The sequence below is a fragment of the Streptomyces sp. NPDC031274 genome, from assembly GCF_055570235.1.
Genome location: NZ_JBVIHP010000013.1, coordinates 130,946 through 143,778 on the forward strand (window position 1 = coordinate 130,946; position 12,833 = coordinate 143,778).

At 70.3% G+C, this 12,833-nt stretch carries 12 protein-coding genes and 1 tRNA gene; 12 read left to right on the plus strand and 1 reads right to left on the minus strand.

Features of this window, described 5'->3' with window-relative positions:
- Window positions 1-237 precede the first annotated feature (237 nt).
- The 3 genes from ACZ5CR_RS21775 to ACZ5CR_RS21785 all read left to right on the plus strand — a co-directional run bounded on the left by ACZ5CR_RS21775 (window position 238) and on the right by ACZ5CR_RS21785 (window position 1,818).
- Window positions 238-322, plus strand: a tRNA-Ser gene (locus ACZ5CR_RS21775).
- 234 nt (window positions 323-556) lie between these two features.
- Window positions 557-799, plus strand: a complete 243-nt coding sequence (locus tag ACZ5CR_RS21780) for a hypothetical protein (protein ID WP_468859786.1) — start codon at window positions 557-559, stop codon at window positions 797-799.
- Window positions 800-1,119: 320 nt separating this feature from the next.
- Complete coding sequence (locus ACZ5CR_RS21785; RefSeq protein ID WP_468859788.1) at window positions 1,120-1,818, plus strand: sensor domain-containing protein; 699 nt, start codon at window positions 1,120-1,122, stop codon at window positions 1,816-1,818.
- A 130-nt stretch (window positions 1,819-1,948) separates the two neighbouring features.
- Here the strand turns inward: ACZ5CR_RS21785 and ACZ5CR_RS21790 are convergent, their stop codons facing one another.
- Complete coding sequence (locus tag ACZ5CR_RS21790; RefSeq protein WP_468859790.1) at window positions 1,949-2,821, minus strand: bifunctional DNA primase/polymerase; 873 nt, start codon at window positions 2,819-2,821, stop codon at window positions 1,949-1,951.
- 373 nt (window positions 2,822-3,194) lie between these two features.
- On the opposite strand from ACZ5CR_RS21790, the gene ACZ5CR_RS21795 reads away from it, so the two are divergent.
- From ACZ5CR_RS21795 to ACZ5CR_RS21835, 9 genes are all read left to right on the plus strand, one after another.
- Window positions 3,195-3,506 carry a hypothetical protein gene (locus tag ACZ5CR_RS21795; protein ID WP_389902912.1) on the plus strand — a complete coding sequence of 104 codons (312 nt, stop codon included), beginning with the start codon at window positions 3,195-3,197 and terminating at the stop codon, window positions 3,504-3,506.
- 340 nt (window positions 3,507-3,846) lie between these two features.
- Window positions 3,847-5,037 (plus strand): acyl-CoA dehydrogenase family protein, encoded by a 1,191-nt coding sequence (locus ACZ5CR_RS21800; RefSeq protein ID WP_468859969.1) that lies wholly within the window; start codon window positions 3,847-3,849, stop codon window positions 5,035-5,037.
- Window positions 5,034-6,056 carry a bifunctional MaoC family dehydratase N-terminal/OB-fold nucleic acid binding domain-containing protein gene (locus ACZ5CR_RS21805; protein WP_468859792.1) on the plus strand — a complete coding sequence of 341 codons (1,023 nt, stop codon included), beginning with the start codon at window positions 5,034-5,036 and terminating at the stop codon, window positions 6,054-6,056. The genes ACZ5CR_RS21800 and ACZ5CR_RS21805 overlap by 4 nt, the downstream gene beginning before the upstream one ends.
- A gap of 1 nt (window position 6,057) precedes the next feature.
- A complete protein-coding gene (locus ACZ5CR_RS21810; protein WP_468859794.1) occupies window positions 6,058-7,350 on the plus strand; it encodes an acyl-CoA dehydrogenase family protein in 1,293 nt (430 codons plus the stop codon).
- Window positions 7,347-7,808, plus strand: a complete 462-nt coding sequence (locus tag ACZ5CR_RS21815; protein ID WP_468859796.1) for a MaoC family dehydratase — start codon at window positions 7,347-7,349, stop codon at window positions 7,806-7,808. Before ACZ5CR_RS21810 ends, ACZ5CR_RS21815 begins: the two co-directional genes overlap by 4 nt.
- Entirely contained in the window at window positions 7,805-8,971 is a 1,167-nt protein-coding gene (locus tag ACZ5CR_RS21820; RefSeq protein WP_468859798.1) for a lipid-transfer protein, read from the plus strand. Before ACZ5CR_RS21815 ends, ACZ5CR_RS21820 begins: the two co-directional genes overlap by 4 nt.
- A gap of 52 nt (window positions 8,972-9,023) precedes the next feature.
- A complete protein-coding gene (locus tag ACZ5CR_RS21825) occupies window positions 9,024-9,962 on the plus strand; it encodes a glycoside hydrolase domain-containing protein (protein ID WP_468859800.1) in 939 nt (312 codons plus the stop codon).
- 248 nt (window positions 9,963-10,210) lie between these two features.
- Window positions 10,211-10,774 carry a SigE family RNA polymerase sigma factor gene (locus ACZ5CR_RS21830; protein ID WP_468859802.1) on the plus strand — a complete coding sequence of 188 codons (564 nt, stop codon included), beginning with the start codon at window positions 10,211-10,213 and terminating at the stop codon, window positions 10,772-10,774.
- A 347-nt stretch (window positions 10,775-11,121) separates the two neighbouring features.
- Window positions 11,122-12,771, plus strand: a complete 1,650-nt coding sequence (locus tag ACZ5CR_RS21835) for a long-chain fatty acid--CoA ligase (protein WP_468859803.1) — start codon at window positions 11,122-11,124, stop codon at window positions 12,769-12,771.
- The last annotated feature ends 62 nt before the right edge of the window (window positions 12,772-12,833 follow it).

Genomic DNA, 12,833 nt, shown 5'->3' on the forward strand with positions numbered 1-12,833 from the left:
CCGGTTTGCCGAAGCGGGCCGAGTGCCGCACGGACGGACCGGCCCACGAAAGAAGATCACCCTTCGTGTCCGGGACACTACTCTTCAGCGGTTCGCCGGACACCGCTTTTGCCCTTCTCTTCGCGGACGATGAGAACCCTGGTACAGCTGTCCCGTGGCCGCCCTGTGGCCCACGGTCTTTGCCAATAGCCCCATGCGGGTACGCTGTAGCCGCTTCGCCCCTGGTGGGCGGTGCGGGGTGGGTTGCCCGAGCGGCCTAAGGGAACGGTCTTGAAAACCGTCGTGGCGAGAGTCACCGTGGGTTCAAATCCCACACCCACCGCAGCAGTGAAGAGCCTCTGACCAGCTGAATCGGTCGGAGGCTCTCGCTTTTTCAGGTGGCTCGCCGGCGCTGGCCGGTGGCGCGCGGCTTGGGAGCTGGTCAAGTCGCGTTGGATGAAAGGATGAACGTAGTACTCCACGTGGCCGTTGCCCGGCGTGCCTAGGAGGAGGCGCAGGCCGAGTGCGGTCTCGTTCTCTGCGGGGGATCACTGGATTCGTCTCAGAGGAGAAACTCGTGTTGAAGCGCATCGCATCTGCCCTCGCCGTCGCCACCGTCGCCGGATTCCTGGCCGCGGGCCCGGCCGTCGCCGATGACGACCACAGCACCACCTTCAGCGAGGGCCGCCACGCCGGCCAGAGCTTCACCAACATGGGTGGCCCCTACGGGATCACCACCGCCGGTCAGGCGGACGGCGGGTACCGGAACGGCACCGCCCTCGACGGGGCCTTCGACGGCTTCGACGGCTACAACGGCTGACGGTTTCTCTCGTCCGCCCGGCCTTTCGGCGGGCCGCGTGCTCACCGAGGGAAGCCGACGTGCTGTCGGCCAAAAGGGTGCCTCTCACTGAGAGGCACCCTTTGCCTTGCTCCGGGGTGGGTGGCACAGGGGTGAATGGCAGAGGGGGTGGCGGCGACGGGGGGTGGTGGCGACGCGGGTGGCGGCGGCGGGGTGGTGCCAGCAACACCCCGGAGAGACCGGGGCACCGGATGTCGCGGGCCGCTCGGATTCGCGAACCTGGAGGACATCACCAGGGCGCGTCCCCGGTACGTCCCCACCGCGAAGATTCGAGGCCCGTCATGAGCACCAGTGCACTGCGGTACGCAGCCGCTCCCTCCCCCGTGCGCCCCGCGAGTTCCCCGGGCTTCTGGCGGGCGCCGTTCGCCGCCGCCACGTACCGGGAGATCTGCTACACCGTCGCGTCGCTGCCCATCGCCATCGTGGGATTCACCTTCGCCGTGACGATGTTCTCGCTCGGCGTGGGCCTGTTCGTCACCGTGCTCGGGCTGCCGGTGCTTGCTGCCGCGCTGGCCGGGGCGCGGGGGCTCGGGGCCGCCGAGCGGGGGCGGGCGCGGACGCAGTTGGGGTTCGAGGTCGCCGGTCCCGGCCCTGTGAAGAAGCCGCGGGACGCGGGTGCGTGGGCGGGGATGCGGGCACGGCTCGCGGACGGGGCGGGCTGGCGGGCGCTGCTCTTCCAGGTCGTGACGTTCCCGACGCGGATCGTGTCCTTCGTCCTCAGCGTGACCTTCCTGGTCACCGGCTGGGTGGTCGCGCTCCTCCCGGCGTACACCTGGGTCTTCCCGCGTTACGTCGGCTGGCCCGGCTACCGGGTGTTCGACTACACCTCCGGCGGCGAACGCCACGCGTTCTACCTGGAGTCGCCGGCGCAGATCGCCGGTGCGTCCCTGGTCGGCCTCGTCATCGTCTTCCTGACCCCGAAGCTGGTCCGCGCTCTGACGAACATCGACCGTGCGGCTGTGCGCTCGATGCTCTGCTAGGGGTGCGATCGGTTAGGGATGTGCTCGGCCAGGGATGCGCTCAGCTGGGGACGCGCGTGGCTGGGGATGTGTGCGGTAAGGGGCGTCCGCTATTGCGGGCGTCCCTTACCGCGTCCTCGCCGGGTCTCCCTCACGCGTGCCCCGTGAGCCGCTCCGCCGACGCGATCGTCGAGCGGGCCTCGCGTTCCGTGAGGCCGACCTGGAGCGCGGCGTCGACGAGTTCCTCGGCCAGGGACTCGCCGATGCCGTTCTCGTAGGCACGGCATGCGGCCCAGAAGAGGCGGGTGTTGCGCTGGCCCTCGTGTGCGGCGAGCACGAACTGGACCAGGCCGTGGCCCCGCGGGACCGATGCCAGGGGAAGGGCGGGGCGCTGAGTACGGAGAGGGGGCGGGGGTGTGAGCAGGCGCAGCAGTGCGGGCGGGCAGCTCGCGGGTGGGAGATGGGCGGTGCCGGCCACGGTGCTGTAGACGCCGTGCTCGGTGCGCGACCCGGGGCCGACGAGGTAGCCGCCCGCGCCCCGGATGTCGATGCCGGGGGCGAGACGGCCCGCGGAGTTGGGGACGACGGCGTCGGGCGGGCCCGTGAGCCAGATGTGGCGGCCGCCGCTCGGGGTGGCCACGACGACCGTGGCCGGGATCGTGAACAGGTGGCGCAGCGCGAGCTCCCGCAGGGATGCCGGAGCGTCCGTACCGGACTTGGTGTCCAGGTCGATGCCGATCAGATGGTGCGGGGGCAGTCCGCACGCGATGCCGTAGCCGGTGGCCCAGGGGGCGGTGGCGAAGAGTGCGCGGATGCGGCGCGGATCGGTCGACGCGTCGTACACGCCATGTCCCGGGCGGCCGCATTCGCCGTGGCAGGAGGCAGGTTCTGGCTGGCCGTGGTGGGGGGAGCGGAGCGCCGGCAGCTTGGTGCGGGAGAGCGGGATGACGGCGAGGCCGCGCTCGGCGGCGGACAGGGCGTGGGCGAGAGCGAGCGCCGTGGCATGGCGGTCGATGGTGGCCATGACTTCATTTTCGTACGAGTGTTCGAAGAAAGGAAGAGGGGCGTGCGCCGCGCACGGGCGACACGCGGGTGCGACCGCAGATCTTCAAGAGGCGGCAGAACGCTTCAGCCCGTGCGGCGCTTGGGTTTGGACGGGGCCTTAGGGGTTGAGCTGGGGCTTTGGGGGCGCGGGGCGTGTTTATCGCCTTGTACTCACGCTTGCGGGGGAATTGGGGCTTCCGGGGTGGTTCGCCGGGGATTCGGTGGGCAACTCTGGAGTCGCGACGTCGTGCAGAACCCCCTCGGGGCGGTTGGCCAACTGCCCTGGAAAACAACGCACTTGAGGTGCGCCCGGCAACATCGCCGGTGCGTGTCCCCGTTCTGGAGGAATTGACATGGCAAGCATCCGTACCGCCCGCGTCATCGCTGCCGCCGCGGCCCTGCCCCTGGCCGCCGCACTGTTCACGGGTATCGCGACAGCCGACAACGGCTCCTTCGCGAACGACGGATCGAATGCGGGCGTGGCGTCGGTCAACGGCAGTGGTGTCGGGGGCAACAACAGCGGCAACTCGTCGACGACGCAGCAGCAGGCGGTGGGCTCCGGCGCCTCGAACCAGAACAACACCGCGCAGGTGAACGGCTCGGCCTTCACGGCGATCGACCAGTCGAACGAGAACCTCGCCGTCAACTTCACCAACCTCTGGTGAAGTGAGGGCGCTCCGGGACGGGGGGCCAGCTCCTGGAGTCCGCTCGATGGGGTGGGTGGCGATCTGCGCGGCGGTGCATCTGCACCGCCGCGCAGGCGCGTTCGGGGTGTTCTCGTGCGTGACGCAGGCAGCCTCGGGGGTGTTCTCGTGCGTGACGCAGGCAGCCTCGGGGGCGCTCTCGCGCGTGACCCAGGCAGTCTCGGGGCGCTCTCGCGCGTGAGGTGATCCGACCTCGCTTGCGGGTGATCTCTTGACACCGGAACAGTTTCTGACGGACAGTCAGAAATCACCGTCGGTGCGACGCCCGTACGCGCCCGTACGCGAAGGAGAGGCCGCCGCCGTGCACCTCGCCCCCACCGAACGCCAACAGCAGCTGCGCGCCGAACTGCGCGCCTACTTCCGCGACCTGATGCCGGGAGGGCCGCCCGAAGGGGGCGACCTGGAGGGACAGCGCCGACTGCTGCGGCGCATCGGGGCCGACGGCATGCTCGGCCTCGGCTGGCCGGTCGAGTACGGCGGGCAGGGGCGCGGCCCCGACGAGCAGTTCGTCTTCTTCGACGAGGCCTACCGTGCGGGCGCGCCCGTATCGATGGTCACCCTGAACACCGTCGGGCCGACCCTCATGAAGTACGGCACCGAGGAGCAGAAGGCCGCTTTCCTGCCGCGCATCCTGAGCGGCGACCTCGTCTTCGCGATCGGGTACAGCGAGCCTTCGGCGGGAACGGATCTGGCCTCGCTGCGGACACGGGCGGTGCGCGACACCGAGACACCCGGCGGCGCGTGGGTCATCGACGGGCAGAAGATCTTCACGTCGAACGCCCACAACGCCGACTGGATCTGGCTTGCCTGCCGCACCGACCCCGAAGCTCCCAAGCACCGAGGCATCTCGATCATCCTCGTGCCGACCGACGCGCCCGGGTTCTCGTGGACTCCGATCGAGACCGTGGGCGGCCTGACGACGACAGCGACGTACTACGACGGTATCCGCGTGCCCGCCACGAACCTCGTCGGCGAGGAGAACGGCGGCTGGGGGCTCATCACCAACCAGCTCAACCACGAGCGGGTGGCGCTCGCCGCGATCGGCATGCAGGCCGAGGACTTCTACGACGCGGCCCTCGCCTTCGCCCGTACGCCCGACCCGGTGACGGGTGAACGCCGGATCGATGCCCCGTGGGTCCGGTCGAGACTGGCCGAAGCGCAGGCACGCCTCGCGGCGACGCGCCTGCTCAACTGGCGCCTGGTGGGAGATGTCGGGGCGGGCGTCCTGGCGCCGGGAGACGCGAGCGGCGTGAAGTTCGTGGGGACCGAATCGGCCGTGGAGGTGTACCGGATATGCCAGGAAGTGACGGGCGACGCGGGTCTGGTGCGGGCCGGTTCACCCGGGTCCCTGGCGCTCGGCGCCGGTGGTGAGGGGGAGTTGGAGCGGATGAACAGGGCGGCCCAGATCAATACGTTCGGGGGCGGGGTGAGCGAGGTGCAGCGGGAGATCGTGGCGACGATGCGCCTCGGGATGCGGAGGGGGCGGCGATGACTGATCTTTCGCTTCCTTCGCTTCCTTCGTATCTTCCGTACGAGACGCTGAAGGCGTTCGAGGGGCGGGCGGCCGCCACGTCGGGCGTGGGCAAGGATCCGGTCAACGAACCGATGATCCGGCACTGGTGCGAGGCCATGGGGGACACCAATCCGCTCTACGCGGGGGCGGACCCGATCGCGCCGCCGACCATGCTCCAGGCCTGGACGATGGGCGGTCTCTCGGGGCATCAGGGGCGCTCGGCGGCGTACGAAGAACTGTTCGCGCTCCTGGACGGCGCGGGGTACATCTCGGTCGTCGCCACGGACTGCGAGCAGGAGTATCAGCGGGCGCTTCGGCCGGGGGACGAGATCACCTTCGACGCGGTCATCGAGTCGGTGTCGGAGCGCAAGACGACGAAGCTGGGGACGGGCCACTTCGTCACGACCCGGATGGACGTCAGAGCGGGCGGCGAACCGGCGGGGACCCACCGCTTCCGGATCCTCAAGTACGCGCCCGCGCAGCGGCGGAGGACTGAGGGCGAATCCCAGAGCGCGCCTCAGGGCAAATCCCAGAGTGCACCTCAGGGCAAATCCCGGAGCGAACCTCAGGGCACATCACAGGGCGAGCGGCCCCGCCCCGTGATCAATCGCGACAACGCCGGGTTCTGGGAGGGCGTGGCCCGCCACCAGCTCCTGATCCAGCGCTGCGGCGGCTGCCGGACACTGCGCTTCCCCTGGCTGCCGGGTTGCAATGCCTGCGGGTCGCTCGTCTGGGACACGGTCGAGGCGAGCGGCGAGGGCACGGTCTACTCGTACGTCGTCATGCACCATCCGCCCTTCCCCGCCTTCGACCCGCCGTACGCCGTCGCGCTCATCGACCTGGCGGAGGGCGTGCGCATGGTCAGCAACGTGGTCGGCGTGCCGAGCGACAAGGTGCGGATCGGGCAGCCGGTGCGGCTCGAATTCCAGCGGGTGGACGCAGAGTTGGAACTTCCGGTGTTCAGGGCGGTCGAAGGCATGACAGGGGGTGGGGTCTGACATGGACTTCACACCTACGGAGGAGCAGGCCGCCGCACGGGACCTCGCCGGAGAGATCTTCGGGGACCTGTCCACGCCCGAGCGGCTCGCGGCGGCGGGGACAGGGTCGGACGCCGAGCTGTGGAAGGCGCTGTGCGCGGCGGGCCTGCCGGGTGCGGTGGAGGATGTCGGGTTGCTGGGGCTCGTGCTGCTCCTTGAGGAACAGGGGCGGGTGACCGCGCAGGTGCCGTTCGCGGCGAGCTGCGTCTATGGGCTGCTCGCGGTGGCGGCGCACGGCACACAGGAGCAGCGGGGGCGGCTGCTTCCGGGGCTGCGGGACGGTACGGCGGTCGCGACGGGGGCGTTCCCGGCGCGGGGTGGCGTGGTGGCCTCCGTGGAGGGGGCGAGGGCGGGGGTGGGGGCGGCGTCGGTATCGGTGTCGGCTTCGGCTTCGGCGTCGGACGGCGGATCGCCCGGAGCGTTGACCGGGGTGGTGCCCTGGGTGCCGTGGCTGCGGGATGCCACGGAGGTCCTGGTGGCGGTGCGCGACCCGGCGCCGCGGGGCGGCCACAGCCTGTGGAGGGTGCGGGTGGCCGACGCGGGCACCGGACCCGTGGAGTTGACCGCGCCCTGGGCCGCGGGGCGGCTGGTCCTCGACGGCACCCCTGGGGAGCGGATCGGAGGGCAAGGAGCGTACGAGGACGTCCTCGCGACCGCGCGTACGGCCTTCGCCGGGCTGCAGGCCGGGGTGTGCGCGGGGTCATTGGCCCGCGCGGTCGCGCACACGAACGAGCGGGAACAGTTCGGACGGCCGCTCGCCGCCAAGCAGGGGGTCCAGCTCCGGGCGGCGGACGCGCATATGGACACCGAGGCGATACGGGTCACGGCGTACGAGGCGGCCTGGCGGCGTGACGCCGGGCTGCCGTACGGCACGCATGCGCTGACCGCCGCGTGGTGGGCGTCGGAGGCGGGCAAGCGGGTCGTGCACGCGGGCCAGCATCTGCACGGGGGCATGGGGGCCGACCTCGACCATCCCGTACACCGGCATTTTCTATGGGGGCGGCAGTTGGACGCGTACCTGGGTGGCGGGAGTGAAGTTCTGCAAGAGATGGGCGATTTGATTGTGCGGGCCGACCTGAGCAGCCCGAGTGGCTCGGGCAGTCCGAGCAACCCGGGCAGTCCGAGCGGCCTGAGCGGCCCGAACAGCCCGGGCAACCCGAGTAGCTCGGCCAACCCGAGCAGCCCGGCCAGCCCGGCCAGCCCGGCCAGCCCGAACAGCCCGAGCACTCAGTTCGCGCAGGAGGAGACAGCATGAGGGTCGGTGACGAGCTGCCGGAGCTCACCATTCCGGTCACCCGGACGCTCATCGTCTCCGGTGCGATCGCGTCGCGGGACTACCAGGACGTGCACCACGACGCGGTGGCGGCCCAGGAGAAGGGCTCCCCCGACATCTTCATGAACATCCTGACCACGAACGGCCTGGTCGGCCGGTACATCACCGACCACTTCGGTTCCGGGGCGACCCTCCGCAAGGTGGCGATCCGCCTCGGGGCGCCCAACTATCCGGGCGACACGATGGTGCTCACCGGTTCCGTGGAGCAGGTCGACGGCGACACGGCCACGGTCAAGGTGACCGGGGCCAACAGCATCGGCAAGCACGTCACCGGCACCGTCACGGTCACTGTCACTGTCACTGTCCCGGGCGGGGCTTCCTCGGCCGGGACCTCGGCCGGGACCTCGGGCGACGAAGCCTCGGCAGGGAGCGTGGCATGAGCGTACGCAGGGGCGACCACCTCGGCGGGAAGGCCGCCGTCGTCGGGATCGGGGCCACCGAGTTCTCCAAGGACTCGGGGCGCAGCGAGCTCAGACTCGCCGTGGAGGCGGTGGGCCTGGCGCTCGACGACGCCGGGCTCGGGCCCGCCGACGTCGACGGCATGGTCACGTTCACGATGGACACGAACCCGGAGATCACCGTCGCGCAGGCGGCCGGGATCGGGGAGCTCTCGTTCTTCTCACGCGTCCACTACGGCGGAGGCGCGGCTTGCGCGACCGTCCAGCAGGCGGCGCTCGCGGTGGCGACCGGGGTGGCCGAAGTCGTCGTCTGCTACCGCGCGTTCAACGAGCGTTCGGGACGGCGTTTCGGTTCGGGCGTGCAGCACCGGGAGCCGTCGGCGGAGGGCGCGGCGCTCGGCTGGTCCCTGCCGTTCGGGTTGCTGACCCCGGCCTCCTGGGTGGCGATGGCGGCCCAGCGCTATCTCCACACCTATGGCCTCACCCCCGACGTCTTCGGCCATGTGGCGGTCACCGACCGGAAGTACGCGGCGACCAACCCCGCCGCCTACTTCCACGGGAAGCCGATCACGCTCGCCGATCACGCCGCGTCGCGCTGGATCGTCGAGCCGCTGCGGCTCCTCGACTGCTGCCAGGAGACGGATGGCGGGCAGGCGATCGTCGTGACGAGCGTGGAGCGGGCCCGGGATCTGCCGAACCCGCCCGCCGTCATCACGGCAGCGGCCCAGGGCGCGGGCCGGGCGCAGGAGCAGATGACCAGCTTCTACCGCGACGACCTGAGCGGGCTTCCGGAAATGAGCGTGGTGGCGCGGCAGTTGTGGCGGAATTCGGGTCTCGCGCCCACCGATATCGACGTGGGCATTCTCTACGACCACTTCACTCCGTTCGTGCTGATGCAGCTGGAGGAGTTCGGCTTCTGCGGGCCGGGTGAGGCGGCGGACTTCGTGGCCGAGGAGACGCTGCCGCTGAACACGCACGGGGGGCAGCTCGGGGAGGCGTACCTGCACGGGATGAACGGCATAGCGGAAGCGGTCCGACAGGTGCGCGGTACGTCCGTGAACCAGATACCGGGGGCCGCGCGGACGCTCGTCACCGCGGGCACCGGTGTGCCCACGTCGGGGTTGATTCTGGCGGCGGACGGCTGAACGCGGAGCGTGTCCCGGCCGGGACACGGGCTCAGGGCCCTTCACTCGGCTTATGCGCTGCAAAAAGCTGATGATGGGCCTTGTCCTCTCCGTCGCCCTGACCGCTCCGGCGGTGGGCGCGCCACCGGTCGGTGCCGTGAACAGACCCGGGGCCGACGGGCGTGCGGCCGTGGCCGAGGGGCGCGCGACCGTCTCTGAGGGGAGTGCGGCCGTGGATGAGGGGCGCGCGACCGCGACCGAGGGGCGTGCGGCCAGTGCTTCGTGGGCGGCGGGGGTCACGACCTTCCATGGCTGGGCCTTCGACACCTGCCTCGCCCCGTCCGTCGACACGATGCGCCGCTGGGAGTCCTCCGACTACCAGGCGGTGGGCGTCTATTACGCGGGCCGGGGCCGGGCGTGCCAGCGCCAGCCGCAGCTTTCCCACAGCTGGATGCGCTCGGTGCGGGGGCTGGGATGGAAGGTCCTTCCGGTGTACGTCGGTTCGCAGTCGCCCTGTGTCACCGCGAAGCACAAGAAGGGCGTACGCATCGGGCGGCATCCCTGGCGACAGGGGACGCGGGAAGGGCGTGACGCGGTACAGAAGGCGAAGGCGCTCGGGATGCAGCGGCAGAGCGCGCTCTATCTCGACATGGAGGCGTACACCTACCGGAAGGCCAAGTGCGGCAACACCACTCTGGCCTTCGTGCGAGCCTGGGACCGTGAGGTGCGCAGGCTCGGGTACGTACCGGGGTTCTACAGCAGTGCGGACTCGGGCGTACGGCACATGGAGACGGCGCGGCGGGCAGGGGTGCGGGATCTGCCGGCGGCGATGTGGTTCGCGCGCTGGCACACGCGTCCGCACCTGTACCGCGAGCCCGTGCTCGCGAAGAACGCGTGGCGCCCTGAGCGGCGCATTCACCAGTACGCGGGGAACGTGAAGGAGAAGCACGGCGGGCGCAAACTGGTGATCGACCGGAACCTCGTGCACGCCCCGGTGGCCCGGATCGGCTAGGGCGAAAACGCGGCGGAAGCGCGGCGGAAGCGGGGCAGGAGCAAGGCAGAAGCGGTTCAGGAGTAGGGAAGAAGCGGGGCGGAGGCGCGGCGGGAGCGCGGTTTCTCAGGGGCGAACCCTCAGAGGCGTGCTCCACCTCCTCCACCTTCAGGAGGTGGGGCTACCACCCCGCGTACAACCTGAGGCGGACACCGCTTCGGGACCTGCGGCCGATCCGCTGAAGTAGGGGTCGCTTCTAGCGTGGAGCCATGACCGTATCCATGGTGTCCATGTGCACCAGCGCATCGAAGGCCGCGACGCGGACAGCGAGTCCTTCGGCGTATCCGTCGTTCGCGTCGTACGTACGGGCACGGCAGCCCGTGTTGCTGCGCACCGCGCGCTCGCTGACAGCGAATCCGAGCGATGCCGAGGATCTGCTGCAGACCGCCCTCACCAAGACCTACGTCGCGTGGGACCGGATCGAGGACCACCGGGCGCTCGACGGCTATGTGCGCCGGGCTCTCCTGAACACCCGGACCTCGCAGTGGCGCAAGCGCAAGGTCGACGAGTTCGCGTGCGACGAGCTGCCCGAGCCCGAGGTGACGCCGGTCGCGGATCCGGCCGAGCAGCAGGTGCTCAGGGACGCGATGTGGCGCGCGATCATGAAGCTGCCCGCGCGGCAGCGGGCGATGGTCGTCCTGCGGTACTACGAGGACCTCAGCGAGGCGCAGACGGCCGAGGTGCTCGGGGTGTCCATCGGCACCGTCAAGAGCGCGGTGTCGCGTGCTCTCGGCAAGCTGCGCGAGGACCCGGAGCTCACGCCGGTCCGGTGATTGCCATGATTCCGGTCCGGTGATCGCCGTGATTCCGGTCCGGTGATGCCGCGATTCCGCGCGGGTGATCGCCGCGACTCCTGTCCAGCGACCGCCGCGATTCCGCGCGGGTGATCCCCTCGACTTCTGTCCAGCGACCGCCGCGCTTCTTGTCGGTGACCGCCGTGCTTCTTGCCGGTGATCGTGGCGCTTCCTGTCCCGTGAGCACCGCGGCTCCGCGGACCTTTCTTCTCCCGCCCTAGTGACATACCGTGCGGTATGCGGCAACAATCTGGCGAGCCCTACTGCCAGGTAGGTCATTCGGGAGCCGCCCCGGATGAATGCCGCGCGCCCACCGGGAGGACGCCGTGCTGAGCACGATGCAGGACGTACCACTGACCGTCACCCGCATCCTTCGGCACGGGACGACCGTGCACGGGTCGTCGCAGGTCACCACATGGACCGGCGAGGCCGCTCCGCACCGCCGCAGCTTCCGTGAGATCGGCGAACGCTCGGCCCAGCTCGCGCACGCACTGCGCGATGACCTCGGGGTCGACGGCGACGAGCGAGTTGCCACATTTATGTGGAACAACGCTGAACACGTCGAGGCCTATTTCGCAGTGCCCTGTATGGGCGCCGTCCTGCACACCCTCAACCTCCGGCTGCCTGCCGACCAGTTGACCTGGATCGTGAATCACGCGGCCGACCGCGTCATCATCGTCAACGGCTCCCTCATCCCGCTCCTCGCGCCGCTCCTTCCGCGGCTGCCGACCGTCGAACATCTGGTGATCTCGGGCCCCGGCGACCGCTCACCGCTGGCCGGAGTCCAGGCGCAGGTGCACGAGTACGAGGACCTGATCGCCGCCAAGCCCACGGTCTACGACTGGCCCGATCTTGACGAGCGCACGGCCGCCGCCATGTGCTACACCTCCGGCACCACCGGCGACCCCAAGGGCGTCGTCTACTCGCACCGCTCCATCTACCTGCACTCCATGCAGGTCAACATGAGCGAGTCCATGGGCCTGACGGACGCGGACACCACGCTCGTCGTCGTCCCGCAGTTCCACGTCAACGCCTGGGGCCTGCCGCACGCGACCCTGATGGCGGGCGTGAACATGCTGATGCCGGACCGCTTCCTGCAGCCCGCCCCCCTCGCCGAGATGATCGAGTCGGAGCGGCCCACGCACGCGGCCGCCGTCCCCACCATCTGGCAGGGCCTGCTCGCCGAACTCACTGCGAAGCCGCGTGACGTCAGCACGCTCGGACAGGTCACCATCGGCGGCTCGGCCTGTCCGCCCTCGCTGATGGAGGCGTTCGACAAGCTGGGCATGCGGGTCTGCCACGCCTGGGGCATGACGGAGACCTCCCCGCTCGGCACGGTCGCCCGTCCGCCGGCCAAGTCCATCGGCACCGACGACGAGTTCGCCTACCGCCTCACCCAGGGCCGTTTCCCGACCGGGGTCGAGGCCCGCCTGGTCGGGCCCGGTGGCGAGCACCTGCCGTGGGACGGCGAGTCGGCGGGCGAGCTGGAGGTGCGCGGGCCGTGGATCGCGGGCGCCTACTACGGCGGCGCGGACGGCGAGGCACTCAAGCCCGAGGACAAGTTCAGCGCGGACGGCTGGCTGAAGACCGGCGACGTCGGCGTGATCACCTCCGATGGATTCCTGACGCTCACCGACCGTGCGAAGGACGTCATCAAGTCGGGCGGCGAGTGGATCTCCAGCGTCGAGCTGGAGAACGCGATCATGTCCCACCCGGATGTCGCGGAGGCGGCGGTCGTCGCCGTCCCCGACGACAAGTGGGGCGAACGCCCGCTCGCCACGGTCGTGCTGAAGGAGGACGCGAGCATCGACTACGCCGCCCTGCGCGACTTCCTCGCGGGCACCATCGCCAAGTGGCAGCTGCCCGAGCGCTGGGCGATCGTGCCTGCGGTGCCCAAGACGAGCGTAGGGAAGTTCGACAAGAAGGTGCTGCGCAAGCAGTACGCCGACGGGGAGCTGGACGTCACGAAGCTCTGAGGGGTCTGTCTGCCTTCCGGTTAAGCCCGGGCGCTACCTGCCGGTGCAGCCCGGGCGTTACG

Coding starts and splice junctions, on each gene's coding strand:
- ACZ5CR_RS21830 (WP_468859802.1), top strand. CDS start 10,211: ATGACCGTATCCATGGTGTCCATGTGCACCAGCGCATCGAAGGCCGCG.
- ACZ5CR_RS21825 (WP_468859800.1), top strand. CDS start 9,024: ATGCGCTGCAAAAAGCTGATGATGGGCCTTGTCCTCTCCGTCGCCCTG.
- ACZ5CR_RS21820 (WP_468859798.1), top strand. CDS start 7,805: ATGAGCGTACGCAGGGGCGACCACCTCGGCGGGAAGGCCGCCGTCGTC.
- ACZ5CR_RS21785 (WP_468859788.1), top strand. CDS start 1,120: ATGAGCACCAGTGCACTGCGGTACGCAGCCGCTCCCTCCCCCGTGCGC.
- ACZ5CR_RS21805 (WP_468859792.1), top strand. CDS start 5,034: ATGACTGATCTTTCGCTTCCTTCGCTTCCTTCGTATCTTCCGTACGAG.
- ACZ5CR_RS21795 (WP_389902912.1), top strand. CDS start 3,195: ATGGCAAGCATCCGTACCGCCCGCGTCATCGCTGCCGCCGCGGCCCTG.
- ACZ5CR_RS21815 (WP_468859796.1), top strand. CDS start 7,347: ATGAGGGTCGGTGACGAGCTGCCGGAGCTCACCATTCCGGTCACCCGG.
- ACZ5CR_RS21790 (WP_468859790.1), bottom strand. CDS start 2,821: ATGGCCACCATCGACCGCCATGCCACGGCGCTCGCTCTCGCCCACGCC.
- ACZ5CR_RS21810 (WP_468859794.1), top strand. CDS start 6,058: ATGGACTTCACACCTACGGAGGAGCAGGCCGCCGCACGGGACCTCGCC.